General features: G+C 42.2%; 26 protein-coding genes and 1 pseudogene. 18 read left to right on the forward strand and 9 right to left on the reverse strand.

Features of this window, described 5'->3' with window-relative positions; translation table 11 throughout:
- Positions 1–98: 98 nt before the first annotated feature.
- Entirely contained in the window at positions 99–359 is a 261-nt protein-coding gene (locus F0342_RS05845; RefSeq protein ID WP_149155069.1) for a metal-sensitive transcriptional regulator, read from the forward strand.
- 803 nt (positions 360–1,162) lie between these two features.
- On the opposite strand, the gene F0342_RS05850 is transcribed toward F0342_RS05845, so the two are convergent.
- Together F0342_RS05850 and F0342_RS05855 are read right to left on the reverse strand one after the other, a co-directional pair.
- Positions 1,163–1,342: a hypothetical protein gene (locus F0342_RS05850; protein ID WP_149155070.1), complete on the reverse strand. Its 180-nt coding sequence runs from the start codon at positions 1,340–1,342 to the stop codon at positions 1,163–1,165.
- Positions 1,343–1,439: 97 nt separating this feature from the next.
- Positions 1,440–1,649 carry a YheE family protein gene (locus F0342_RS05855; RefSeq protein ID WP_149155071.1) on the reverse strand — a complete coding sequence of 70 codons (210 nt, stop codon included), beginning with the start codon at positions 1,647–1,649 and terminating at the stop codon, positions 1,440–1,442.
- Between the two features lie 122 nt (positions 1,650–1,771).
- Between F0342_RS05855 and F0342_RS05860 the strand changes: the two genes are divergently transcribed.
- Positions 1,772–2,170 (forward strand): ferritin-like domain-containing protein, encoded by a 399-nt coding sequence (locus tag F0342_RS05860; RefSeq protein ID WP_149155072.1) that lies wholly within the window; start codon positions 1,772–1,774, stop codon positions 2,168–2,170.
- A 27-nt stretch (positions 2,171–2,197) separates the two neighbouring features.
- Here the strand turns inward: F0342_RS05860 and F0342_RS05865 are convergent, their stop codons facing one another.
- From F0342_RS05865 to F0342_RS05880, 4 genes are read right to left on the reverse strand one after another with little or no spacing between them, the layout of a single operon-like run.
- Positions 2,198–3,391 (reverse strand): YheC/YheD family endospore coat-associated protein, encoded by a 1,194-nt coding sequence (locus F0342_RS05865; RefSeq protein ID WP_149155073.1) that lies wholly within the window; start codon positions 3,389–3,391, stop codon positions 2,198–2,200.
- The gene (locus tag F0342_RS05870; RefSeq protein ID WP_149155074.1) at positions 3,388–4,761 is read right to left on the reverse strand and encodes a YheC/YheD family endospore coat-associated protein; all 1,374 of its coding nucleotides are present in this window, start codon (positions 4,759–4,761) and stop codon (positions 3,388–3,390) included. Before F0342_RS05870 ends, F0342_RS05865 begins: the two co-directional genes overlap by 4 nt.
- Positions 4,761–5,849 carry a YheC/YheD family endospore coat-associated protein gene (locus tag F0342_RS05875; RefSeq protein WP_149155075.1) on the reverse strand — a complete coding sequence of 363 codons (1,089 nt, stop codon included), beginning with the start codon at positions 5,847–5,849 and terminating at the stop codon, positions 4,761–4,763. Before F0342_RS05875 ends, F0342_RS05870 begins: the two co-directional genes overlap by 1 nt.
- A 4-nt stretch (positions 5,850–5,853) precedes the next feature.
- Positions 5,854–7,188, reverse strand: coding sequence for a YheC/YheD family endospore coat-associated protein (locus F0342_RS05880; RefSeq protein WP_188048421.1), 1,335 nt, complete (start codon positions 7,186–7,188; stop codon positions 5,854–5,856).
- 131 nt (positions 7,189–7,319) lie between these two features.
- On the opposite strand from F0342_RS05880, the gene F0342_RS05885 reads away from it, so the two are divergent.
- The 6 genes from F0342_RS05885 (at position 7,320) to F0342_RS05910 (ending at position 14,358) form a co-directional block, all read left to right on the forward strand.
- On the forward strand, positions 7,320–8,459 hold the full coding sequence (locus tag F0342_RS05885) for a DUF445 domain-containing protein (protein ID WP_149155077.1): 1,140 nt from the start codon (positions 7,320–7,322) through the stop codon (positions 8,457–8,459).
- Between the two features lie 95 nt (positions 8,460–8,554).
- Positions 8,555–8,908: a YlbF/YmcA family competence regulator gene (locus tag F0342_RS05890; RefSeq protein ID WP_149155078.1), complete on the forward strand. Its 354-nt coding sequence runs from the start codon at positions 8,555–8,557 to the stop codon at positions 8,906–8,908.
- Between the two features lie 224 nt (positions 8,909–9,132).
- Positions 9,133–10,005 carry an HAD-IIB family hydrolase gene (locus F0342_RS05895; RefSeq protein ID WP_316252585.1) on the forward strand — a complete coding sequence of 291 codons (873 nt, stop codon included), beginning with the start codon at positions 9,133–9,135 and terminating at the stop codon, positions 10,003–10,005.
- A 136-nt stretch (positions 10,006–10,141) separates the two neighbouring features.
- Complete coding sequence (locus F0342_RS05900) at positions 10,142–11,635, forward strand: coproporphyrinogen III oxidase (RefSeq protein ID WP_149155079.1); 1,494 nt, start codon at positions 10,142–10,144, stop codon at positions 11,633–11,635.
- Positions 11,636–11,833: 198 nt separating this feature from the next.
- Positions 11,834–13,447: a long-chain fatty acid--CoA ligase gene (locus F0342_RS05905; RefSeq protein WP_149155080.1), complete on the forward strand. Its 1,614-nt coding sequence runs from the start codon at positions 11,834–11,836 to the stop codon at positions 13,445–13,447.
- A 116-nt stretch (positions 13,448–13,563) separates the two neighbouring features.
- Positions 13,564–14,358 carry an enoyl-CoA hydratase gene (locus tag F0342_RS05910; protein ID WP_149155081.1) on the forward strand — a complete coding sequence of 265 codons (795 nt, stop codon included), beginning with the start codon at positions 13,564–13,566 and terminating at the stop codon, positions 14,356–14,358.
- A 397-nt stretch (positions 14,359–14,755) separates the two neighbouring features.
- Here the strand turns inward: F0342_RS05910 and F0342_RS05915 are convergent, their stop codons facing one another.
- Positions 14,756–14,941: a YhzD family protein gene (locus tag F0342_RS05915; RefSeq protein ID WP_149155082.1), complete on the reverse strand. Its 186-nt coding sequence runs from the start codon at positions 14,939–14,941 to the stop codon at positions 14,756–14,758.
- Positions 14,942–15,127: 186 nt separating this feature from the next.
- On the opposite strand from F0342_RS05915, the gene F0342_RS05920 reads away from it, so the two are divergent.
- The 7 genes and pseudogenes from F0342_RS05920 to F0342_RS05950 all read left to right on the forward strand — a co-directional run bounded on the left by F0342_RS05920 (position 15,128) and on the right by F0342_RS05950 (position 24,388).
- Positions 15,128–16,027, forward strand: coding sequence for an ABC transporter ATP-binding protein (locus F0342_RS05920; protein WP_149155083.1), 900 nt, complete (start codon positions 15,128–15,130; stop codon positions 16,025–16,027).
- Positions 16,020–17,270 carry an ABC transporter permease gene (locus F0342_RS05925; RefSeq protein ID WP_149155084.1) on the forward strand — a complete coding sequence of 417 codons (1,251 nt, stop codon included), beginning with the start codon at positions 16,020–16,022 and terminating at the stop codon, positions 17,268–17,270. Before F0342_RS05920 ends, F0342_RS05925 begins: the two co-directional genes overlap by 8 nt.
- Before the next feature lie 148 nt (positions 17,271–17,418).
- Positions 17,419–18,627: a metallophosphoesterase family protein gene (locus tag F0342_RS05930; RefSeq protein WP_149155085.1), complete on the forward strand. Its 1,209-nt coding sequence runs from the start codon at positions 17,419–17,421 to the stop codon at positions 18,625–18,627.
- 17 nt (positions 18,628–18,644) lie between these two features.
- Entirely contained in the window at positions 18,645–21,620 is a 2,976-nt protein-coding gene (locus F0342_RS05935; protein ID WP_188048423.1) for an ATP-binding protein, read from the forward strand.
- A 114-nt stretch (positions 21,621–21,734) separates the two neighbouring features.
- Positions 21,735–22,949: pseudogene (locus F0342_RS05940) on the forward strand (MFS transporter); the annotation flags it as partial.
- 186 nt (positions 22,950–23,135) lie between these two features.
- On the forward strand, positions 23,136–24,077 hold the full coding sequence (gene yhaM / locus F0342_RS05945) for a 3'-5' exoribonuclease YhaM (protein WP_148968344.1): 942 nt from the start codon (positions 23,136–23,138) through the stop codon (positions 24,075–24,077).
- A 131-nt stretch (positions 24,078–24,208) separates the two neighbouring features.
- Complete coding sequence (locus tag F0342_RS05950) at positions 24,209–24,388, forward strand: sporulation YhaL family protein (RefSeq protein WP_149155088.1); 180 nt, start codon at positions 24,209–24,211, stop codon at positions 24,386–24,388.
- A 51-nt stretch (positions 24,389–24,439) separates the two neighbouring features.
- Here the strand turns inward: F0342_RS05950 and F0342_RS05955 are convergent, their stop codons facing one another.
- Complete coding sequence (locus F0342_RS05955; protein WP_149155089.1) at positions 24,440–25,396, reverse strand: peptidylprolyl isomerase; 957 nt, start codon at positions 25,394–25,396, stop codon at positions 24,440–24,442.
- A gap of 187 nt (positions 25,397–25,583) precedes the next feature.
- On the opposite strand from F0342_RS05955, the gene F0342_RS05960 reads away from it, so the two are divergent.
- From F0342_RS05960 to F0342_RS05970, 3 genes are all read left to right on the forward strand, one after another.
- Positions 25,584–25,670 (forward strand): YjcZ family sporulation protein, encoded by an 87-nt coding sequence (locus tag F0342_RS05960; protein WP_044337791.1) that lies wholly within the window; start codon positions 25,584–25,586, stop codon positions 25,668–25,670.
- 87 nt (positions 25,671–25,757) lie between these two features.
- Entirely contained in the window at positions 25,758–25,841 is an 84-nt protein-coding gene (locus F0342_RS05965; RefSeq protein WP_032089274.1) for a YjcZ family sporulation protein, read from the forward strand.
- A gap of 126 nt (positions 25,842–25,967) precedes the next feature.
- Entirely contained in the window at positions 25,968–26,054 is an 87-nt protein-coding gene (locus tag F0342_RS05970) for a YjcZ family sporulation protein (protein ID WP_082051156.1), read from the forward strand.
- A 207-nt stretch (positions 26,055–26,261) separates the two neighbouring features.
- Here F0342_RS05970 and F0342_RS25315 read toward each other — a convergent pair whose 3' ends face one another.
- Positions 26,262–26,441: a hypothetical protein gene (locus tag F0342_RS25315; RefSeq protein WP_034763303.1), complete on the reverse strand. Its 180-nt coding sequence runs from the start codon at positions 26,439–26,441 to the stop codon at positions 26,262–26,264.
- Positions 26,442–26,448: the final 7 nt, after the last annotated feature.

The raw sequence follows: 26,448 nt of genomic DNA on the forward strand, positions 1-26,448 counted from the left end.
TACTGAAATAGTTGGATTAATCAAAGTGTGCATTATTGCAAAGAATCGCTAATTTTAATACTATTGAAGAATGAATAAATCATTATGAGGTGTCCTAAATGGAATATACTAAAGAAGTTACGAATCGAATGAAACGTCTTGAAGGTCAAGTGCGCGGCGTGTTGAAGATGATGGAAGAGGAAAAACACTGTAAGGATGTTGTGACTCAATTATCTGCCGTTCGTACTGCAGTTGATCGTACATTGGGTCTCATCGTTGCGAAAAACCTGGAAGCCTGCATACGTGAATCGGAAGAAGAGGGAATCAATGCAGAAGATGCTATTCAAGAAGCCGTCAATTTGCTTGTCAGAAGTCGATAAATACTAAAAGCTGCCTTAGGGAAAGACTCCTTGATTGGCAGCTTTTTTGTTTGGTGTCCAGCTCCAGCGCCTAGCCCCTCGAGGTCATAAGTCAGTCTTGCTAAAAAGGCAAAAAGCGCCTTTCCAGCAAGCCCACCATATGCTTGTCGGGGCTGAACAAGGCGCTTCCGCTTTTCTATTTGTCCAGCTCCGGTGGCTAGAGGCTCGAGGTCATAAGCCAAGAATGCCAAAAAGGCAAGGAGCGCCTTTCCGGCATTCTCGTCTTATGCTTGTCGCCTCTGGGCAAGCCCCCTCCGCTTTTCTATTGTCCAGCTCCAGCGCCTAGCCCCTCGAGGTCATAAGTCAGTCTTGCTAAAAAGGCAAAAAGCGCCTTTCCAGCAAGCCCACCATATGCTTGTCGGGGCTGAACAAGGCGCTTCCGCTTTTCTATTTGTCCAGCTCCGGTGGCTAGAGGCTCGAGGTCATAAGCCAAGAATGCCAAAAAGGCAAGGTGCGCCTTTCCGGCATTCTCGTCTTATGCTTGTCGCCTCTGGGCAAGCCCCCTCCGCTTTTCTATTGTCCAGCTCCAGCGCCTAGCCCCTCGAGGTCATAAGTCAGTCTTGCTAAAAAGGCCAAAAGCGCCTTTCCAGCAAGCCCGCCTTATGCTTGTCGGGGCTGAACAAGGCGCTTCCGCTTTTCTATTTGTCCAGCTCCGGTGGCTAGAGGCTCGAGGTCATAAGCCAAGAATGCCAAAAAGGCAAGGAGCGCCTTTCCGGCATTCTCGTCTTATGCTTGTCGCCTCTGAACAAGCCCCCTCCGCTTTTCTATTTCGGCGGGGCTTCATGTTCTGTGATTTCGATTGCTTCTTCGATGTTGGTTGTGTTTTCCCTCATGTGGACTGAACCTCCGGACATGCCTTCGTTAATAAAACGGTCCACATCGAGAAATGCTTTTTCTTTTCCTTCGTAATTGGTATCCGGAAGGAATTGATCATCTTTTTTCATGCTCATCAGCCTCCTAACATTAGTTTTGGAAAGGAAGCTGAAGTTATGCATGAAGGCTCATTAATTTCTCTTTTTTAGGTGAATTATGTACGTTCTATCAATCATAAACGTGGAATAGCATCAGTTCATGAAGCTGCTTCTTAAGGGTGTCTTCCTTATCAGCCGGTGGAGTAGCTCCGGTCCATTCAATATTACCGTCTTTATGGTAATTCCCTTGATATTTTGTCCCGCTGAAGTAAAAGGAAAACGTCCAGCCGGGAAGCTGTTTATTTTCGAACATGCTTTTATATTGAAAATGTTGAATCATTTTACATCACCTCCAATATTATTGTAAACGTTTTAATACATGCTGTGTAGGTATGTATTAAATGTATCATAAATGGAATTCTCCTCTAATAGAATTTACTGAAGAGATAGGGGGGACGAAGAATGAATTCGTTTATTCGTGATTTGCAAAAGGCGATCAGTGATGAATGGACAGCCTATTATTTCTATAAAGAATTAAAAGGGCGGACGAATAATCCACTATATGTAGAGTATATCGAACATGCCCGGAAGGATGAAAAAGTACATTATGAAATGTTCCAATACCTCCACTATTTATTAACGGGAGAGTATTACGTGCATAAGAAAGAGAAGGTAGGGTTTACTACTTTTAAAGAAGGAGTCCTGAGAGCACTGAAGGATGAGCTTGAAGCTGCAGAATTCTACAGGGACATGTTGCTGGAGATCCCGAATCAACAAGCCTATAAGCCCCTTTTTATTGCCATGACTGATGAAATGGAACATGCTACGAGATTTTCTACTATCTATAATTCATTACGGTAAGATTGAAAAAGGTTGAACCACCTGGATTCAACCTTCGCTATTTTTAGCACTGAGTGTGAAGAATGTGCGGACAAGCTGTTTTCGGCGTTTGTTTTCAATTTCCTCTTCATCAAAGCTCATGGGCTTTGAATTGATTTCAAATAATACAAATCCCCCATGTTCCCGGGGAGCTAGGTCTATGGAGAACTCTCCAACATACCCAAAGGATTTAGCAAGCACTTCCCCACATTTTTGAACGATCCGTGAGATTTCCTTTTTGGTATGAGCGTCTGCGACTTCTTTAAGTGAAATAATCTTCCCACCGGTAGGTACATGAGTGGTGACTTCCTGTCGCTGTGACATGCGGACACCAATACCTATTAAACGAAAATCTTCTCCCGTGTGGAGGACTAATATTCGGAAGTCATAACGATGATCATGCAATGTTTTACAGGCAACGGCTTCCTGCATAATCCACTGGTGACTATTAAACCATTCGCTGTATGATTGAAACAAGCGGGATACGTTTAAGAACCTCTCCATTTTTTTAATGCTTTTGCAGAGAATACGTCCATTGTCATCAATCTCGATGAGTCTAATTCCCTTTCCTTGCGAAGCGAGAGAGTGTTTCACGTATACTTTTTTATGTGTCGTAAGAAAGTTGGTAAAGGACTCTTCATTTGTGACAAGTTCAGTTTGAGGCAGGTAGGGATCGAGTTCACGACTTTTGGAAAGAAGCTCGTATATTTTCCATTTGTTAAAGAAATGGGGGTTGAAAAAAGGAATTTTATGTTCCTTGATAAAATGGAGAAGCTTCTCATAGGCCTGATTTTGCTCAGCATGCCTCGAGGGAACGCGATTGTATATGACGTTTGGAACAGGAAATAGGCATTTCACCCATTTGTTTAATAGCTGATTGTACATGATCCCGGAAATGGAATCACCGAAAATATCTTGAGGAGAGAAGACAAAACAGATTCCCCCTGCCTGTTCAACGTCCAGTTGAATCGATCGAAACAATTCAAAATTCCCTTTGTATTTATTCCTTTCCTCCTTACTTGCTACGATTCCGATCAGGGGGATCGCCGGAATATTTTTCTGATGGGGTGAAATGGTGAATTGATAGCAATCTTTTGAATCCTTAGAAGAAAGCAGAAATGAATTCTTCGCAAACCCATATGTTGTTATAGATTCTTCCACATGAAAAAAGGTTTTCTTACCCCGATCATAAAGGATGTTCATGGGAGCATTTCCTCAGGATGATTCAAGCTTTGCTGAGTGAGAAAGATTCCAAATGATAAGGCAAGTTTTCTTGTTAATAAATCAAAGCTCTTCAAATGTGGGTGGGAAAAAATAGACCTTCCCGGCTTAGAGTTTGCTTCAAACATCCAAATTCGATGATTTTTGTCCACTCCGAAGTCAAAGCCGATTTCTCCAATATATCCTTCCAGATTTCGTTCGATGGCATGTGATAGTGTTAACGCTGCGTCCTTTAGTGCACCTGCAATAACTTCTCGGGCTGCTTCGTCTGGAAACAACTCCGATAAAATTTTTACTTCCCCACCGTTATTCGCATGGGTGGTCACACTTCCTGACCCTGCCACTTTTCCAGCTATTGCACTTACTTGCCAGGCTCCATCCTCACCTTTATTCGTATGAACCCGGAAGTCGATCGGCCGGTTATTTTCCTGCAACAGGGAAATTCCCCGCTGGACAATAAAAGTGTCAAGATTTCGATTCTTAAAGACCGTATTGACAAGTTGCTCCAAGGACTTAAATTTCAGTAAGCGATTTTTAAGATCTGCATCCCTGAACCTGCAATAATATTCTTCAGAAGAGCGATTATACGTAATCTTGTGGATGCCGTTGCCGAGACTGCCATTTTTCGGTTTAAGATAAATATGATGATAGGAGGAAAGCATTCTTTCCATCTCATCAAATGATTGAAATGAATGTGTTTCCGGCAGCAGATGCTGGACTGAAGAATCGTTTTCCAGTCGTTCAAACAAATCAAGCTTATTAAAAAAACCTGGATTGTACCAGGGAATACCGTATTCCCTCTGTAGTCTTTCTTTGATGTTCTGGTACGTTTTCCGCTTTTCACTGCGGCGGTTCGGTAGCCTGTCATAGATAACATTGGGAAAAGGAACTTCCTCGATTTCCCAACCTTCTCCAAAGTGAAAATATCCCTTTACCAGTCCGTTCTCCCAATTAATATGACGCTCTCCAAACACAAAGGGAATGACTCCGAGGGATGATTGAACAGATAAGAGCTTTTTGAAGAAATAGGAGCGCTCACCAATCGGGCTTAAGCTAAAGCTTGTGAAACCTGAGGTGAATATGCCAATGAGCACCCCTGCATATAAACAATCCTCTTTACAAAAGAGAGAAAGGGACTTTACTTTAGAAGGAAGATGTAGCTTCCCGGCTAAACCAGAGCTAATGCCAATCACGTTACGTCCATTCGGATGACGCTTACATTCCGCGTATTGCCGTGCAGTTCCAAGGATCACTGTATGAGGGAACGTTTCTTCCTCCAGCTTGAAGCCAGAGGGGAGGTAGAGAAGGCTTTCTTCATCTTGGAATTGTTCTATTTTGTACGTTTTAAGCATTAGTAATCACCTCGTCTTAAGGAAGTTAGTGATTGTGATGCCAAGAACTCACAATAATCTAATGGAGCTTTGTATAAGGATGGCAGTTTTTCTTGTCCTAATGCATCTACTACCTTATGTCCTGGCTTGGAGTTCATATCCAGAATCCACAGTGATTGATCCTCTGCAATAATAATGTCAACTCCAATTTCAAACAGGGATGAAAAATGTTCTTCAAGTATTAAAGGCATTTCTTCCATAAGGTCAGTGAGTTCTTCTTCAATATAGTCCCATGAAGCATTATGAAGGGTCTTCCAATCACTGTATGATTTGTATGAAGCCCCTCGACTGATATTGGTCAGAATTGCCTGCTGTTCCCCTACGCGGATCGCCCGCTGAAATTCTCTCCATTCTCCATAAGCGTTTTTATTCAAAAGAATGCGCAGATCAAAAGGAGCATCCTCTTTCGTCAGATTGAGAATCCGCTTTTGACAAATGAAAGTATGCTGCAGAAGGATTCGATTAACCCACTTGATAAAGATCTCTTTCTTTTGGAAGGATTGTTCCTTGATCCCTTCCTTTTTAGTTGTTCGAACGACTATCCCCCCCTGGCTTTCCACAAGATGATAAATGGCAAATCCATGGGCTCCATCGACTGGTTTGATGATTATATCTTTATGTTCAGTAAGTAGATTAAATAAATGATTTCCATCGGTCACAAGATATGTTTCGGGAATATAAGGGGAGATTGGCGTCTTTTTAAGTTTTTCGTAAAGATGCCATTTGTTTGGTAATCCATAGCCGAGAAATCGAATGTGTCTCTGGTTCTTTAACCACTGAACGACGGCTTTTGCCTGCTGGGACTGTATATCCTTTTGGTAATACGTACGGTCGTAGATATATTCTGGAATTTCAAAGGCTTCATTTTCCCATGATTGTGACTCTCTATTGAAATAAAATCCATCCACCGTTTCGTTTAAAGGAGAGATTCCTTTGGGGGAGAACAGATAAAGATCAATAGGATAAGAGAGGGATTGTTTCGCTATTCTAAGAAAGTAGCTATTCGTTACTTGCGGAGTAAGGGTCATAATGCCCAATGATTGGTTCATCGTTTTAATCCTCCTTGTTCATCCATTTTGTGAAACTATATTCATAGAGTGCTTTAACCGAAGGACGAATTCGGTCGTTTTCCAGGTATGTTCGTTTAGAAGGTTTGGAGTTGACTTCAATCAGCCATGGCTTCCCGCTTTCATCGATGCCAACATCAATGCCTAGCTCGGCGAAATGCCCTTCTACCATCTCAGAAAGGAGTCGGGCAGAAGACGTACATAACTCCTTCATGTCATTTAGAATTTCGACGCTTTTCTTAGGAGAAAAAAGAGCTTGAAGGATTGGATGAGGTTTTGCGATTCGTCCTCCCTGATCGACATTTGCCACGAATTGACCTTGAGAAGCAATCCGGGCAACAGAAGAAACGATTTCCCAGTTACCCTTTCCATTCAAGTGACATAGAAATCGAAAATCTAATGGCTGCTCCTCCACTGTAAGAAAAGAAATGGTTTCCTGAACCAAATAAGAAGAAGGGGTACACCAGGATCGAATTTGCTTATAGAGCGCAGAGAAGGTTGAGAAAGAAAGTGGACTCTGTGTTGTGAAAGAATTTTGGTACATAATAAACTCCTCTCCTCTTTTTTGGATACGCATGATATAACGTCCCCTACTCCCGTTTACCCCCTTAACGAAAACATCCTTATATAAGGAAAGCATTTCCTCCAATGAATCGAATCCCTGCACGGTTTTGGGCAAATGATGTACTAAGGACGGGCTGTCTTTCAGCGCATTATAAATCTCGTCTTTCGATAGAAACCCAGAATTGAAAATATGAATGTCCCGTTCTTCAGATTGAGTGAGCGCTTTTATAAAGGAAGAGGTTTTTTCTACCTTTCTTGAATGACATCGATTGTAAATGATGTGAGGATCAGGAAGTGTCTTAAGCTCCCAGTCTGGATCAAGAAATACAACCCCTTTAGGGAAGTCTCCGACAAAAGAAGAGAGCGGTAAAAGATAAAAGAATCCACCTTTTCGTTGAAACCAGCTTTGACACTCTGTAAAATATTCTTTTAAAGAGTGTGAATGTAATGTATTCATAGAAAATTGGTTAATTAATAGGGCCACAACCGGTCCCATGTGAATGATGCTATGCCTTGAATCGATGGATATCCATATATTCTCCAGATTCGGTATGGAGGAGAATAATGAATCGCTTGTTTCTAACATAATCTGTAAAGAATCAGTTGAATCTTCCTTACATGTGACGTAGAGGGAAGAGTTTCCACATTTCAGCGTCATGTTACGTTCAAAAGGATATCGATTCATCATCTTCTTCGGTATATACAAGTGATGATGATCATGATGCTTATGCGAACTAAATGAACATTTTATCTTCATCATGCATTCCCCGTTTGCATAACCCGCAATTTTGATTTTATAATGATTTATTGGGCTAATGTTGATATAGCATTCTATGTAAACCCAGGCAAAATGTTCAAACAAGAGAGGTAGAAAAGGAAGGTGCAATCATGCTGGATGCTTTCATCCTAATATTGTTCATGGTTTTGATTGGAGCCCTCATTGGAGGAGTCACCAATTCATTAGCCATAAAAATGTTATTCAGACCTTATAGGGCTTACTATATCGGGAAATTTAAAGTACCATTCACACCAGGGTTGATCCCAAAACGCCGGGGAGAATTGGCGGAACAACTCGGGAAAATGGTGGTCGATCATTTAATCACGCCTGAAAGTCTTCAGAAAAAAGTGATGAATAATGATTTTCAAAGGGATGTAACCCACTGGCTAGCGGAGGAATTACAACCTGTCTTCACATCGGATAAAACCGTGAATGAGTGGCTGGATATCCTGCAAATCCCTGTAACCTCCGATTGTCTTAATGAGTGGCTTGAAGATTGGGTAGCTGTAAAGATGAAAGATACCAAAGCAGCATACACCTCTAAAAAGCTGGAAGAAGCTCTTCCAGAAAAGTGGAAGGAAAGAGTCGAAGAAAGTATTCCGAAGCTTGTAGACTTCATCGCAGACCGTGCGGAAACCTATTTCACAAGCCCTGAAGGAAAAGCGAAAGTGAAGATCATGATCGACGATTTTCTGAAAGAACGGGGCATGCTCGGAAACATGCTTGGAATGTTCCTCGGCAACACATCGGTTGCGGACAAAGTACAGCCTGAAATCGTAAAGTTCATCAAGCATGAAGGAACCCAGGAAATTATTTACAATCTGCTGACAAAAGAATGGTCCAAACTGAAACAAATGAAGCTTGATGAATTCATCGATCGATTACCGGAAGAAGACTTGATTCAAACCGTCCAGGCATCCCTGGTCAAACTCGTCAACATCGAAGGGCACCTATCCAAGCCACTAAGAAACTTTCTTGAGCCTCACAAAGAACCCTTCTTCAATAACCAGCTTCCAAAATGGGTGGATAGAGGGACGGACCTCTTATCGAAGAAGATTCCGAACCTAATGGAGAAGATGCACCTGCAGCATATCGTGCAGGAGCAGGTTGAATCTTTTTCAGTTGGAAGATTGGAAGAATTGGTTCTCGGCATTTCCCGTCGTGAATTCAAGATGATTACTTACTTAGGGGCATTACTTGGAGGAGTGATCGGAATCGTTCAAGGGGTCATAGCCCTCTTTATCTCTTAATTCAACAGGGCCTAAGGGTCCTTCCTAGAATTTCACTCTATAGTTTGTTATAGTGGTGTAGGAAACATAGAGTGAAATTATAGGAGGTACGTATTTTGGCTATTAACTTATACGATCAAGCGAACGAATTGGAAAGTGCTTTACGTCAAAGCGATGAATTTCTACAACTGAAGAAGATGTACGACGAAGTAAACAATGACGAATCTGCTAACAAGATGTTTGAAAACTTCAGAAACATTCAAATGACACTTCAACAAAAACAAATGAGCGGTGAAGAAATCTCTCAAGAAGAAGTAGAGCAAGCTCAAAAAACAGCTCAACTTGTTCAACAACACGAAAAAATCTCAAAGCTTATGGAAGCTGAGCAACGCATGAGCATGGTCATCAATGACTTGAACAAAGTCATCATGAAGCCACTTGAAGAACTTTACGGTTCAATGGAGAAATAATATTGGTACGAAAAGGACTGACTACCGGATCGGGGGTTAGTCCTTTTTTGTGGATATAGCAGTGGAACAGAAAGATCCACTGCAGCAAGAACTTCTCGTCTAGTTGATAGTTTCTACCAGCTACTCCATATAATTTTCGAATTGCTCCCACCCCTTGTCATATTTGTTTCCCCTTCTTCATAAAAGTAAAGAAAGGGAGTAGACAACATATAGGGGGGACACCGATGATGATCTATAGAATGCTAGCGCTAAATATTGATGGAACGATTGTAAATGAAAACGGAAAAATTGCGAGGGAAACAAAGGATGCAATTGAGTACGTTCAAGATAAAGGTGTACCGGTCACATTGGTAACAAGCAGGAGCTTTGCTTCAGCTAAGAAAGTAGCCAAGGCCCTTAAGCTCAAAACCCCGCTCGTCTCACATAGTGGGTCCTACATCGCTGGAGAACTTGAAAAACCGATGTATGTAAAAAAAATTGCCGAGGACATTACGTATGAAATTGCTCAATTCCTTGAAGGTTTCTCAAGCCAAGTAGCTCTATCCCATGAGAAGAGGTCAATCATTGGCAAAGCAAATTCCCATGCAAAGGATTTGGCAAAAGTCTCCTGGCAGAGAGAGTCAAAATTACTTTATAGTAAGCAGTTTGTGGATCGTGTGAGTGATCATCTCTTGGAGAATCCAATGTCGGTTCCGAAGATATCGGTTGTTATGGAGCATCGTGAAGATGTGTGGGACATTGTTGCTTCTCTAAAAGGCATGTATGAAGAAGTGGACGCCATTCCGACATCCGACTATAAACTGGATATCGTGCCAAGGGGTGTATCGAAGCTTCGAGGGTTGATGTATCTATCTGAACGCCTCGGAGTGAAAAAGGATCAAATCGTGATGGTCGGATCGGGGCTGGATGACATCGACTCCTTGGAATGCTGTGGCCTTGGGGTTGCTATGGGGGATGCACCTAGACAGGTGAGAGATGCAGCGAACTGGATTACACGGAGCCAAAGCGAAAAAGGCATCCCATACTTTGTAACAGAGCTATTCCGCAAGCAGCACCCCATACCGTTCCTGAAAAAAATGAACATCATTAAATCATAAATCGATACACCCCGCATTTCTATTAGAGAAGCGGGGTGTTCTATTTATTTCAGTGGGCCTCACTGCCATTGACCATTCCCACCCCATTCTGTACACTTATAAAAGCTTATTAGATTTGGTGAAAGGTGATTAGAACGTGAATGTTTTGATAAAAGGAATCGAGGATGAGCGTTTTGAGCGCCCCCTGCGATTGATTGCGAATTTATTTTTTGAAGAATCCGTGATTCACTTTGGCTCAGGTGATGACATGGATCTTCAAGTCAAAATAGAACTATCAATAGAAGAAAAGATAGAAGCGAAAGCCGTGTTGACAAAGCCGTCTTCTGATAAATCATACACTGCAGCCTATGAACGTGGCTGGACATCATATGAAAATGAAAAAGAACGCTTCAAACAACTGAAAACAGCTGTATCTCATGTGTATCTGAATGTTCTTCAAGACCTGACGGGAATCCGGCAAAAATGGGGGATCTTAACGGGGATCCGCCCTACCAAGCTTTTACATAAGCAGAATCAGCTTGGGCTCCCCCAGAAGGAGATTCATGCGAAATTGAAAGAGGAATATCTTATTACCGATGAAAAGATTCAGTTGATGCAAAACATCGTGGACCGGCAGCTATCGGTTGTACCGGATCTCTATGATCTCCAGCATGAAGTGAGCATCTATATCGGAATACCGTTTTGTCCTACCAAATGTGCATATTGTACTTTTCCTGCATACGCGATTCTCGGTAAACAAGGGCGGGTCGATTCCTTCCTGGCCGGGCTTCACTATGAAATCCAGGAAATGGGACGCTGGCTCAAAGAGAATAACGTCAAGATTACGACGATTTACTATGGTGGAGGGACACCTACCTCTATCACCGCAGAAGAAATGGATGCCCTGTATGAAGAAATGTATCGATCATTCCCAGATGTGGACGCTGTAAGGGAAGTGACGGTAGAAGCAGGAAGACCGGATACGATTTCCAAAGAAAAACTAGAGGTACTAAAGAAATGGAATATCGACCGCATTTCCATCAACCCTCAGTCGTATACACAAGAAACATTAAAAGCGATCGGCCGTCATCACACCGTGGGAGAAACCATCGATAAATTTCATTTATCCCGCAATATGGGAATGAACAACATCAACATGGATCTCATTATCGGACTTCCAGGTGAAGAGCTTCCAGAACTTCAGCATTCTTTGGATGAAACCGAAAAACTCATGCCGGAATCATTGACCGTCCATACGCTTTCCTTCAAGCGGGCGTCTGAAATGACCAAGAATAAAGATAAGTATAAAGTGGCAGACCGGGTGGAAATCGAGAAGATGATGGACCTTGCTGAGGAATGGACTAAGGCTCATGGCTATGAGCCCTATTACTTATATCGTCAGAAGAACATACTGGGTAACCTCGAAAATGTCGGCTATGCTCTTCCCGGACAGGATAGCCTCTATAACATCATGATCATGGAAGAGGTCCAAACCATCATTGGCATCGGCTGCGGCGCTGCGAGCAAATTCATCGATCCGGAGACCGGAAAGATCACGCATTTTGCCAATCCGAAAGAGCCAAACGCCTACAACCTGGGATTCAAAGAATATACCGATAAGAAGATTAAGATCCTTAATGACTTATTTTAATAAAAACAAGCTGTTCAGAGAACTTCTGGACGGCTTTTTATTAGTATCTAAGGACGGGTTAGTATATGTGTAATTAACGGAATTTTTCAACAATAGTTAAAGGATTACTTCTGAAAAAAGTCGAATAAATAAGGTAGACATAGAAATCCAGACATTGTTTTTGTAAACGCTTACCAAATTTGAGGGGAGAGATCGAATATGATGCAAACACCACTGCTTCTGACACAAATGATTGACCGAGCCGAAAAGTATTTCCCTAACAAAGAAATTGTTTCACGCACTGAGTCCGGAATAAGCCGCTTCACGTATAAACAATGGGGAGAAAGAACACGAAGGCTTGCAAGCAGCCTATCAAAACTTGGGGTTGAAGAAGGGGATAAGGTCGGGACACTTGCCTGGAACCATCATCGGCATCTTGAATCCTATTTTGCGATTCCTTGCAGTGGGGCCGTCCTACATACGATCAATATTCGCCTATCCCCTCAGCACATCGTATATATCATCAATCATGCCAAGGACCAGGTATTGCTCATCGATTCAGACATCGTACCACTCATCGAAAAAATCAAAGACCAGATACCAACGGTCAAAGCTTTCATTGTAATGACCGATGGTGACTTGCCGGAAACCACTTTGGAACCGGTTTATCATTATGAGAGATTGCTGGAGGAAGGCGATCCTTCTTTCCAATTCCGGACAGACATAGATGAAAATGCTCCTGCCGGGATGTGTTACACCTCAGCCACAACCGGAAATCCTAAAGGGGTCATTTATTCTCATCGTGGAATCGTCCTGCATGCCATGGCGCTCGGGCTTGCTGATACGACTGGTGTCTGTGAAAAAGACGTGGCACTGCCGGTCGTACCGATGTTCCATGTAAACGCGTGGGGACTTCCTTTCGCCTCGGTGTGGTTCGGGACGAAGCAGGTTCTGCCTGGACCATATTTCACTCCAGGATTACTGGCACAGTTAATGCAGGATGAAAAGGTAACCATTTCTGCAGGGGTCCCGACTATTTGGCTTGGTTTGCTCAATGAATTAGAGAAAAAGGAGTATGATCTCTCCAGCCTTCGTTCAGTTCTATGTGGGGGTTCGGCTGCTCCTAAAGGAATGATTAGAACCTTTGAAGAGAAATTCGGTATTCCGTTCATGCATGCATATGGAATGACAGAAACAAGTCCGCTTGCAGTGATTGCTGCATCGAAAAGCTATCATGATGATCTTTCAGCTGAAGAAAAGCTTGAATTAAAAGCAAAGCAAGGGATCCTCGTCCCTGGATTAGACATGAAAATCGTCGGGAAAGACGGAGAAGTGGCTTGGGATGGAAAGGAAATGGGAGAACTTGCCCTGAAAGGTCCATGGATTGCTTCTGAATACTATGAAGATGAAAGAACAGAAGAAGCATTCCGTGATGGCTGGCTGTATACAGGTGATGTGGTCACCATCGACGAAGAAGGATACATTAAAATCGTTGACCGCACAAAGGACTTGATCAAATCAGGTGGAGAATGGATTTCTTCCGTAGACATCGAAAATGCTCTCATGGCACATGAACATATCTTCGAAGCAGCGGTAGTTGCAGTCCCCCATGAAGAATGGCAGGAACGCCCGATTGCTTGTGTAGTGTTAAAAGACTCGGGAAAAGGAAATGTTTCCAAAGAAGAAATCATGGACTTTCTGAAGCCACAGTTTGCCAAATGGTGGTTGCCGGATGAAATCCTGTTCCTTAATGAGATTCCAAAAACGTCAGTCGGGAAGTTTTTGAAGAGATCCTTGCGGGATCAAGTGCAGGATAAAATGAAACAAATATAAAACGTATGAGAGGTTGGTCCGAAGTCGACCTCTCTCTTTAATTATTATACTATTCAAAATAATGATTCCTGAAAATGGGATATTACGGTATGCTAGAAGAAAGGGGAGGGATTTTTTTGACAGTATCAAATCAATACGAAACAGTAAAATTACATAAAGAAGGTAAGGTGGCAAGACTTCAGCTGAACCGGCCTCAATCACTAAATGCGTTGGATGCAGGACTTATGGGTGAGCTCCTGGCTGCGTTAAAAGAAGTGAAAAATGACCCATCGATTTCTTTATTGGTCCTGACAGGGGAAGGAAAGGGATTTTCTTCTGGGGGAGATATAAAATCCATGCTTACCTTAAGCGGAGAAGAACAGTTCTCAAGTATTATGGATACCATCAGTGAACTGGTTATGACGTTGTACACCATGCCGAAAATTGTTCTGACGGGTATACATGGAGCTGCTGCAGGTCTTGGGTTCAGTCTGGCGCTTTGCTCTGACTATATTTTGTGTGAAGAAGACAGCAAGCTCGCCATGAACTTTATCGGGATCGCACTGATTCCGGATGGGGGAAGTCATTTTCTTCTTCAGGAGCGCCTGGGAACACATAAAGCCAAAAGATTGATTTGGAACGGTAAAGTCTTGGAAGGGCAAGAGGCCCTTATGAAGGGGCTGGTTGACGAAGCGATTCCTTCCGGAAAATTGGAAGAAGGCATCGAACGCTATACAAAACAAGTACTAGGTGCACCGACGAAAGCGATGCTGAAAACGAAAGAAGTATATGTCACATTAAACAAAGACAGGCTTCAACGTGCACTTGATCTTGAAAAAGAAGGGCAATGGCTCATGCGTCAAACCTCGGATCACCAGGAAGGCATTCGTGCATTTGTCGAGAAAAGACGACCTGAATTTAAGGGAGAATAATAGTTGAAGAGGCTGGGACAAAAGTTTTTTATCCTAAGTCAAACCCGAACAAACCTGCTTCTTAGTGTGCAGATTTGTTCGGGTTTATTATTTATTTTCGAATCATTTGATTTTAGCTGTTTCCAGCGGTTGATTGGAGTGCAAGACGAAGACTCCTGCGGGAAAGTAGCTTATGTGAGACCCCGCAGGCTTGCCGAGGAGGCTCACGGGCTACCCGCGGAAAGCGTAGTCTTGCAAAGAAATCATTAGCGGTATGAAGAACCTACACTTCTATTGTTCGTCTTTTTATCGTGGTTTTTTAGTTTTGTCCCAGCCTCTTTTTCGTTTGGCATTCATCCTGTTAATTAAAAAATGCATTACAGGCCACTGGACGTGACCTGTAATGCAGGTTGAAAGCCTATACATGAAACAACAATAGTTTCCCCAGAGGAGAAGTACAGCGATGAGTATGATCGGAATACCCCTTTTCTTCTAACATGGATTCACCCATTTTCTTTGCGTCGCTGTCGGATGAAGCTTCGAATGATTCATCCAGAATCTTTTTTCCGTCTTCTTCAAAAACAGTTAATTTGTATACTTTCATTGTGATATACCCCTTTGTATAGAATTCATGTTCTCTTATATTTTTTCATATTATCTTTTTTTTGGAAAGTCTAAATAGTTTGATAAAAGAAAATAGATAGAAAATGAAACCTTTTTTGGATAAAATCGTAGAGTACTATAGAGAAAAAGGATGCTCGTTTATGGGATATAGGAGGGAAATGCTGAAATGGGTTTGAGTATACAACAAGTAACCAAACGGTTTGGACAATTTACAGCAGTTGATCAGCTGTCACTGGACATCCCACCGGGTGAAATGTTTGGGTTCCTGGGAGCGAATGGGGCTGGGAAGACGACGACATTTCGAATGGTGTTAGGGTTGTTAGATGCAACTGAAGGGCAGATTACGTGGAAAGGGAAACGGATCGATTATTCTACAAGTCCGGAGATTGGATATCTGCCTGAAGAAAGAGGACTTTATCCGAAAATGAAGGTGAGCGATCAGATTGTCTATCTGGCACGTCTTCGTGGGATGGAGAAAAAGACCATCCTGAAAGAACTGGATTACTGGCTGGAACGATTCAATGTTCCTCAAAACGTGAACAAGAAAGTAGAAGAACTTTCAAAAGGAAATCAGCAAAAAATTCAGTTTATCGCATCGGTTATCCATAAGCCCAGTTTACTGATTCTCGACGAACCGTTCAGCGGTCTCGATCCGGTTAATGTTGAACTGTTAAAGGATGCGGTCCGGGAAATTAAGAAAAATGGAACCACAATCGTGTTCTCCAGTCACCGCATGGAGCATGTGGAGGAACTCTGTGAAAGCCTGTGCATCATGCATAAAGGGCGTCCCGTGGTGCATGGTGGCTTGAAGCAGATCAAGCGTTCCTTTGGGAAGAAGAATGTGGTGATTCACTCCGATTTTGATCTTCTATATCTAAAGGATATGAAAGGCGTGACTAAGCTGAAAGAAACAACGGAAGGAGTTCTTCTTCAGGTCGAGTCTGAGGCTGCTGCCCAGGGGGTATTTCATGATGTTGTTCAAAAGGGATTCCTTCGTAAGTTCGAATTAGAAGAACCTTCCCTGAACGATATCTTCATAGAAAAGGTGGGAACTTCTTATGAATAATTTTTTCTTGATCCTTAGTCACTCCTATTTATCAAAGCTTAAGGCAAAATCTTTTATCATATCTACCGTCATCATTGCCGCTGCCCTTGTATTACTGGCCAATTTTGACAGTATCATTTCGAACTTCAGTGATGATGACACGAGTAAGATAGCGGTTCAGGACGAAACCGGCAAGCTGTATGATCCGCTTGTGCAGCAGCTGAAGACCATGAATAGCGAGATTGAGCTGGAATCGACCACTCAATCGATGAAAGAAATCGAAAAGAAAATAGAATCTGAAGAATTAAATGGATTACTCATTTTGAGTGAAAGCCCTGAAGGTCTTCCACAAGCCTTGTATAAATCCAATTCATTATCAGAGTCCAATGTGACCGGGGAATTACAAGTCGCCCTGCAAAATGTGAAGTCTTCACTGGCTGCAAGTATTTTAGAGCTGTCAGGTGATGAACTGGCACTGTTAAGCGGTCCTGTTGCTTTTGAAAAGGAAGCTCTTATTGAAGGAGCCAAGTCTGAAGAAGAACTGAGTCAGGCGAGGGGCATTGTATATGTTCTATTATTCTTTATTTATTTCTCTGTCATTGCTTACGCCAACATGACGGCCATGGAAGTCGCGACAGAAAAAAGCTCCCGGGTCATGGAAATCCTTATATCGAGTGTATCCCCGGTGAAACAAATGTTTGCCAAAATTATTGGAATCGGTCTCGCAGGGTTAACACAGTTAGCCGTAATCCTTGCAGTGGGCTATTTTACAATGATTCAAAAGAAAGATGAACTGGTCGGGGATTTCTTTGAAGGGTTCGGATTTGAATCTCTATCTGTAGGTGTCATCATCTATGCGGTCACCTTCTTTTTATTAGGGTATTTCCTGTATGCAACCATGGCTGCATTACTCGGATCTCTTGTCAGTAGAATCGAAGATGTACAGCAGATGATCATGCCGATGACCTTCTTGATCATGATTGGATTCTTCATCTCCATGTTCGGTCTTGGGAATCCGGAATCTAGTTTTGTCACTATTACTTCTTACATCCCGTTTTTCACACCGATGGTTATGTTCCTTCGTGTAGGGATGTTGAATCTTCCCGTGTATGAACCAGTCATAGGAATCGTGGTCCTCCTTGCGACGATTATTATTCTTGGAGTATTTGGAGCAAGAGTGTATCGCGGAGGAGTGCTCCTGTATGGAAAATCTAATTCTTATAAAGATATTAAAAAAGCAATCGATATAACTTCGAAAAAATGATTCGTAAGAGCAGGCTGTCTCCGTCGTCCGGGGCAGCCTTTCTCTATGAATCGCGTAAAATGTTGAATATATACTGAAATTATCAACGGTTTTAGGATATAATGAATGAATATAAGAACGTATATTCGTAGTGCGGGGAGGGAACTTCATGGAGAAGATTCGGTTTTTTCATGTAGCAGATCTACATCTGGATAGTCCTTTTATCGGACTAAAACATTTACCGAAAGAAGTGTTCGAACGAATACATGATAGTACCTTTGCCTCTTTTGAAAAAGTGGTAAGGGAAGCGATTCATAGAGATATTGACTTTATGATCATCAGCGGTGATCTGTTTGATGAAGAAGATCGCAGTATTCGAGCGCAGGCGAAATTATTGAAGCAATTCAATCTGTTACATTCAAACAACATTCCTGTTTACGTTGTTCACGGGAATCATGATCATCTTGGCAGCTATCGATTAGAGCTCGATATGCCGGATAACATACATATCTTCAACGCAAAAACAGAAGTGAAACAGCTTACTGTAAAGAGTGGGACAATTGTAGATATAGTCGGGTTCAGCTATGGTACAAGACATATCCAGGAAAGAAGGGTTGCTGATTATCCCAAACGTTCCGGTGACCGCTATACGATAGGCATCCTCCATGGAAGCGAAGGAAGTGTGCATTCTTCACATGAAACGTATGCTCCTTTTTCGATAAGGGAATTATTGGAGAAGAATTATCACTACTGGGCTTTGGGACATATCCATGAGCGGCAGATTCTGCACGAAGAGCCTTACATCGTGTATCCAGGCAATATCCAGGGAAGACACCGGAAAGAAACCGGTGCAAAAGGATGCTATGAAGTGGTGCTTGATCATCACCATACTGAATTAACATTTATCCAGACTCACGACTTGATGTGGAAGACATGCAGCGTATCCCTTCAAGGTGTTCAGCGCTTTGGGGAAATTTTTCAGCGTATCCAGCAAGCTCTGGAATCTCTTGAAGAAGGGGATATGTTAATTGAGGTTATCTTGACGGATGATGAATCACTCCCTCAAGACATGGCGGGCAAAATAGAAAATGGTGATCTACTGGAAGCATTGCAATCAGAATACGAGAGTCACCAGGGTTTGAAGTGGATTCATTCAATACGGTGGAATCATACCGAATCGAGTCGGGGAATGGAACAGGATCCGTTCAAACAGGAAGTAATGGAGACACTGGAAGGCATGGGTCAAGAAGAGTGGAAGGATGCCTTGGCAGAACTTTATGAGCACCCATCTATTTACCGCTTTCTGAATCCCTTAAAGGAAGAAGAGAAGAAATCTTTAATAGAAGAAACAGAGCACTTGTTACAAAATAAAGGATGAACGTGGAGGTGAATGGGGTGAAACTCCTCGAACTTCATATTTATGGATACGGAAAAATAGAAAACAAGCACTATATGATTAGAGACCTTCAAATGTTTTATGGAGAAAATGAAGCTGGTAAATCAACGATTATGTCGTTCATACATAGCATTTTGTTCGGGTTTCCAACGAAGCAGCAATCCCTGCTCAGGTATGAACCGAAATCTTCTACAAAGTATGGCGGGAGAATCCTTTGCAATATGGAAGGACAAGGACTCCTCAGTATCGAGCGGGTTAAAGGGAAGGCTACAGGGGACGTGACCGTTCAATTTGAGGACGGAAGAACAGGAGGAGAAGAAACCCTTCAACATCTGCTAGGAAATATGGACAGAACAACTTACCAAAACATATTCTCCTTCAACCTCGAAGGGCTGCAAAACATTCAGCGCCTCAAAAAGGAAGAACTGAACCGCTACCTATTCTCTGCAGGCTCTACAGGGACGGACCTTCTGTTGCAGATGGAAGATAATTGGCAGAAAGAAAGGGAGCGGCTGTTTAAGAAATCGGGAAGAAAGCCAATGGTCAACGCAGTGTTGACAGAATTAAAACTCCTTGAAAAACAAATAAAGGAAGGAAAAGAAAAAAATGATCAATACCGTCCTCTCATATCAAAGCAAAAATCGTTAGAAATCCGGATTTCATCCTTGGAGACAGAAAAGGCATTTCTTGCTGAAAAGAAAGAGAATCTGATTTCAGTTAATGAAAACTGGGATACACTCACTAGCTTCAAAAGAGTGGAGGAGCGGCTTTCCCAATTGGAAACAATTGAGTTTCCTGCAAAAGGATTAGAGCGTTTAAACGAACTTAAAACGGAAGAAAGACAAGTAACGGCATATCTTGAAACCTTGGTGACGAAACAAGAAAATCTGCACAACAAATTAGAATCAGAAGAGATTGATCCTTCTTTAATTGAAGACATTCCTTTTATAGAAAAGATATTGTCTCAACAATCCTTTTATCTGAAATGGAAAGAAGAAAGCAGTGAGCGGAGCAGGGAACTAAAAACGGTGCGTAGTAAGATCAATGATACGATCCGTGAATTGGGATTAGCAATAGAGATGGAGGACATCCCAGCACTGGATACTAGCTTAATGATGTCTGACCGTATTCAAAATGCACTGGACCAGCAATCAAAGCTTCTTCATGAACGGGAAAGCTTCCAGAAGCATTACGAAGAGGAGGAAGAAGAACTTCACAACATCGAAAGGAAGTGTGATAGCTTAGAGGAGCGGCTGATGGAAGAAGATGAGTATCAAGAATTGCAAAGAACGGTGAAAATTGAATCTTCCCGGCAAGCTTCACGGGACCAGGCACATTGGATGAACCTGCAAGTGAAAGAGGCAGAAGAACGTTTCAGCAGAAAAAAGTCCTCCTTCTCCCGGCAGCTCCTCTTAATAGGTCCAGCACTCCTTCTTTTATTGGGAATGGGGTCATGGGCAATCCTGACCGGTAATGGGCTCTTTGTCGGGATCAGCTTGGTTCTTCTCATTGTAGTGGGTGCATCCGGAGTGCAGGCGATTGGTAATCTGCGAGAAGAATCCAGCACCCTTCAGCAAACTAAAGCAAGAGCAAAAGAGTTTCATCCGGAAGGTCAAATGGAACTTCACTCTTTGGATAGGGCTGAGCAAAGCCTAAAGCAGCAGATGGAGTTGAGGAACGAGTGGAAACAGCGAATTCTTTCATTAGAAGAGCAACAGGCAAAACTTCAGAAGCTCCATGAAAAACAGAAAGAAGTAGAGAAAGAAGTTGTTTCAGGAGAACAAAGATTATCCAGTCTAAAATCAGAGCTCTGTTTACATTCTGATTTTCACTGGAAGTGGCTGCGTGATGCGTTTGTTAAAATGAAAGAGACCGTCTCGAATTATGAGGCTTATATCCATCTTAAAGAAGAACAAGACTATGTGGTCCGAAAATTGAATGAGTATAGGGACCATTGTCAGAAATGGTTCGATAGCCACTCTCTAACGTTTACCACAGTGGATGAGGCTGTGATTAAACTGAAGGGGATCATGCAGGATATTGAAAAGAAAAGCACCATAATCAACAGCATCCAAACAGAGCTGGAGCCTCTTTCTTTTGAGATAGAGAAGCTAAGAATTGAAGGTGGAAAGATCCGTGAAGAGATTGGAACGCTTCTTCAATCTGCAGGGTGCATGGAAGAAACAGAATTTCGTGAAAAGGCACTTCACTCCGAAGAGAGAATTGACCTATCGTCTCAATATAATGGAATGAAAACGAGGCTGACCGAACGAACACTCAACACGTTTCTTCGGTTTGATTCTCAGGAAGATTGCAGAAAAGAATTAGAATGGGCATCGAAAAAAATCGAAGAGCTTTCAACTGAGCTCTCTGCTCATCAAAAAGAGCTCGCTTCCATTTCGTATGAAATAAAAGTGCTTGAGGAAGGAAAGAGCTATTCCTCAATCCTTCAGGAGTTTCAAAGCAAAAAAGCTGAGCTTCAAGAACTTGCCTATGACTGGTCCAAATATACGTTAGCACAAGTGGCCTTAAGGAAAACAATGGATCTTTACCAGAAATCGAAGATGCCTAAAGTGATGGAGCTTGCAGAAGAGAACTTTAGAGAGCTGACGGAAGGTCACTATCTACGGATTTTCTTACGGGATGATGAGATGATCAGGGTAGAGAGGAAGGACGGTGCAGTTTTCCATGCAGTGGAACTCAGTCAAGGAACGAAAGAACAGTTATACATCTCAATTCGCTTTGCCCTCATTCAATCTTTGCGGGACAAGTACCCATTGCCGTTACTGATCGACGATGGAGTAGTCAACTTTGATAGAGAAAGAACGAAGGCATTTCTAAAGCTGTTGAGGAAAATAGCAACGAACCATCAGACTCTGTTCTTTACCTGTCATCCTCATATAAGAAATGAGTTTACCGATGATGAAACGATCGTGTTAAAGCGAATGGAAAAGGAAAAGATCCGGAATGCATGATTCTTTTGAAAATTTGAATTGGCAATAATTTCTCAGATTCGTTACAATACTACAAGGAGTTTGTTTGCACGAAAAAATAGTAGCATGGAATGAAATGAGAGTCAGAAAGAAGGAACACATAGTATGACAAAAACAAAAGGGTCCAAACGAAATCGGGGACCACTGGCATTACTAAGCTTTAACTTATTTATCGTCATGGTTGGAATCGGGCTGGTCATCCCCATACTTCCTTTCTATGTTGAAAAATTCAACGCCAATGCCCAAACGCTTGGAGCGTTGGTGGCAGTATTTGCATTTATGCAGTTTTTATTTGCTCCTATTTGGGGACGGTTATCCGATCGAATCGGGAGAAAGCCATTAATTACCATCGGCTTGGTTGGCTTTGCCATAGCAGAATTCATTTTTGCCTTCGCTGTAGGGTTATGGATGCTATTTCTGTCCAGGATCTTAGCAGGCGTTTTCGGCTCAGCATTAATGCCGACTGCAATGGCCTATGTATCAGATGTGACGGATGAGGACAATCGGGGTCAAGGGATGGGGATACTTGGTGCCGCCATGGGTCTTGGAATCGTCATCGGGCCCGGAATCGGAGGATGGCTGGCAGAAATCGATCTCTCCTACCCATTTATCTTTGCCGGGATCGCCGCCTCCATTGCAGCTATCGTCTCGGTCATAATATTACCGGAATCCTATCCAAAGGAAAAAAGAACCTTTAACCCGGACGAGAAGCGTGAAAACCGCTTTGTGGTCATGAAGAATGCGGTGATGAGTCCGGTCGGGTTTCTGTTGGTGCTCGTATTCATCATGAGCTTTGGATTGGCGAATTTCCAATCAATCTTCAGCTACTATGCGCTCGAACGATATGGATATGGTCCACAGGAAGTCGGAATCATCATTTTAATTATTGGTATCATCGGTACCGTTGTTCAAGGAGTGGGTGTGGGAAGGGCGACGAAGATCTTCGGTGAGGAAAAAGTGGTAACCGGCTCATTGCTCCTTAGTGCATTGGGATTTGTCATCATGACATTTGCAACCAGCTTTGTAGGGGTCTTGATCACAACCGCCGTTTTCTTTGTCGGAAACTCGATGCTCCGTCCATCGTTGAATTCCCTTATTTCAAAACTGGCAGGAGAACGACAAGGGACCGTCATGGGGCTGAACAACTCGTTTCTCAGTCTTGGTAACGTTGCTGGACCATTGCTTGCCGGGACACTGTTTGAGTGGAATATACATATTCCCTACTTCTTCGGAGCATTCATTATGCTCGTAGGCCTGGTAGCGACGAAAGTTTGGATTAGCAATAAACAAAAAAGAGCTTTGGTGAATTAGGCTAAAGAACCGTCTCTGGGTGAGGGGCGGTTTTTTGTTGTGAGAAGAAAGAGGGACGGACCTCTGGAATTTGATTATAGTTTGAAACAATTCTGGCCCACATCTCGCTCCAACCCTTTCCACCCCTGTACTCTATCGAAATATGATATACTGAAACTACTAATATAGTTGGACGGAGGAGAATAGATGTCTGGGATTACACAATTTAATGTCGGAGAAACAATCGAATTACCCCTTTTAATTAAACAAATGACCAAAGGTACGACAAACACAGGGAAGCCGTTTTTAACGCTGATACTGCAAGATAAGAGTGGAAATATGGAAGCTAAGCTTTGGGATGCTTCTGAGCAGGATGAGAAGGCATATCAACCTGAAACAATCGTGCAGGTTGTTGGAGACATACATAGTTATCGTGGAAAGAGTCAGCTCAAGATCAAGCAGATTCGCCCGGCCTCCCCGGCAGATGGTTATGCCATTTCGGACTTCCTGGAAACTGCGCCAGTGAGCATTGATGAAATGACTAGTAAGATCACTCAGTATATTTTCGAAATGAGAAATCCAAATATTCAACGTATCACAAGACACTTGATTAAAAAATATCAGAAGCCTTTCCTGGAATATCCGGCGGCTACTAAGAACCATCATGAATTTGTGTCAGGCCTTGCGTATCATGTTGTATCGATGCTGGACCTCTCGAAAGCAATTGCAGGACTGTACCCATCCCTGGATTCAGATCTATTGTACGCTGGGGTCATTCTTCATGATTTAGGCAAAGTCATTGAGCTTTCAGGTCCAACCTCTACTACGTATACGATTGAAGGAAATCTGATCGGTCATATTTCGATCATGGTGAACGAGATTGGAAAAGCTGCAGATGAGCTTGGAATTGAAGGGGAAGAAGTAATGATCCTTCAACATCTCGTATTGAGTCATCACGGAAAAGCGGAATGGGGAAGTCCTAAACCGCCGCTCATTCGTGAAGCTGAAATTCTGCATTATATCGATAACGTGGATGCAAAGATGAATATGCTGGATCGTGCATTGGAACGGGTGAAACCAGGGGAGTATACAGAAAGAGTATTTGCCCTTGATAATCGTTCATTCTATAAACCGACATTTCATAAATAGGTAACCTATTAGACCCCGGATTATGGACCGGGGTCTTTTTAGTAGAATAAAAGGTTAAATCTAGTAATGTTTTATCTCTTTACTACATATAGTGTTAATAAAGAGGACAAACCTATAAGGAGATGAAGCAAATGACACTACCTATTTGGATGTACTTGGTTGTAGCAGGGATTTTCGGGAGTGCCTTTATGACGATTAAATCGGCTAAGGAAGAAAAGAATATGGAAGATGAGTGGATAGAGAAAGAGGGAGAAGTCTACATTCATCGAATGGAAGAGGAGAAGGAGCGGAAACGCCAACTAACATCTTGATTATAGAGTATAAAAAGGACTGACGGAATGGATCCGTCAGTCCTTTTTGGTCTACTCTTCGGTAGGTGCTGGAGTTTCTTCTCCTTCAGGTACAGCAGGAGTTTCTCCGCCTTCAGGTGCCGCCGCAGGGTTCAGCACTTGATCAAATGCTTTTTTAAGATCTTCATCTTTAATGTTTAAGTCAGCTTTTTCAATTTCAGCTTTCATCGCTTCCTGGATTTTTTGAGGATCCACTTTTGAAAGCTTCAATTCTTTTTCGATTTCCTTTTTCATCTCGTCATAGGATTTCTTTTCTTTTTTATCTGTCACTTCAATGATGTGGTAACCATATTCTGTTTTGATGGGCTCACTCACTTTGCCTTTCTCTAAAGTGTCCAGAGCTTTAGAGAATTCCGGTACGAAGTTTTGACGACCTGCATTGTCTACCCAGCCTAAGCTTCCGCCATTTTCACCAGAACCAGGATCTTTAGAATATTCTTTTGCAAGTTCTTCAAATTTTCCACCATCAGCTAATTTTTGTTTCACTTCTTTAGCTGTTTTTTCATCATCAACAAGAATGTGACGAACTTGAATGTCAGGCTTCCATGTCTCGTAGTATTCCTTTACTTCATCTTCAGTGACTTTCACGTCAGAGATTGCAGCTTTTTCTTGAAGTAATTGAAGCTTCAAGTATTCTTTAAACGATTTTTCATCAAGATTATATTGTTGTAAGAACATTTCGAATTGAGGTCCCAATTGATCTTTGGCTTCATTCAGCTTTTCGTCAACTTCCTCTTTCGACACGTCATACTTTTCTTCAAGTACTTTCGTGTAAACCAATTCTTGAAGGGCTTGTTCCATTTGTGGAGTGAATTTTTGCTTCATTGATTTGTAAAGTTCATCTTTTGTTACGTCTCCAGCTTTTGTTGTTGCAACAACGTCACTGTTTCCCTCAGCACCGTCTCCGCTGCATCCTGCAAGTCCAACGACTCCTGCAGCCAATGATACTGAAATGATCCATTTTTTCATGGTGACCAACTCCTACAATATATTCGTTTGATGGCTTGTCAAATTTCTACAAAACATACTATAACACACTTTTTCCATGAAAAAAAATATTTTCCATATTAATCTTCAGAAAAATGGGCATTTTACACACCCATTTCCTAGGTACTTTCATATGATAAGAGCGAAGAGAGAAAAGGAGGTAATAAATATGAGCTGTGGATACAATTCCGGATTCGCGTTAATCGTAGTGCTGTTCATCTTATTAATCATCGTTGGTGCCGCATATATTTGCTAAAAAAAACTAAATTTATGACATTGGCCTAAAACAAATGGCAGCTAACTTGAATAAGATAAATTAGCGCTTCAAAGGAGGTGGAAAGTTATGGGTAATGCATACGGCGGAGGTTTCGCGTTAATCGTAGTACTGTTCATCCTGTTAATCATTGTGGGTGCAGCATGGCTATAATTTTAGCCTCAGGGTTTAAAGTTATCGGATAAAGATTGTAGAGGGGGCAATACCTTAAAAAAGAGGGCCCCTTTTGCTTTATTCATATTTAGGCGGCTTTTTCATACATGAAAGGAGGAAGCGCAGATGTCAGGTGCTTACGGCGGAGGATTTGCGTTAATCGTTGTTCTATTCATTTTGTTAATCATCATTGGTGCAGCATACGTTTGCTAATTTGAATATATAAAAAGCAGATCCGGATTTTTCCGGGTCTGCTTTTTGTTTGTCGCCTCTGAGCAAAGCCCTTCCGCTTTTCGAATTGTCCAGCTCCAGGGCTTAGAGGCTCGAGGTCATAAGTCAAATCTGCCAAAAAGGCAAAGAGCGCCTTTCCGGTAGGTTTTACTTATGCTTGTCGCCTCTGAACGAGCCGACTCCGCTTTTCTATGTAAACAATATTTCTATATAAGAAGAGACCAGTAGTATGGTGATTAGAATATTGATGGTTCTAAACACCTTTGGTTGGCGTTCTTCAGGTATTTCTTTTTGTAAACATAATGCGTTTGTCATTTTATTTATATAGAATAAGATGAAAACAGCAAACACTAAAAACATGGAGATCATCCAAACC

This window comes from Bacillus sp. CH30_1T (assembly GCF_008364765.1).
Classification (GTDB): Bacteria; Bacillota; Bacilli; order Bacillales; family Bacillaceae_B; genus Rossellomorea.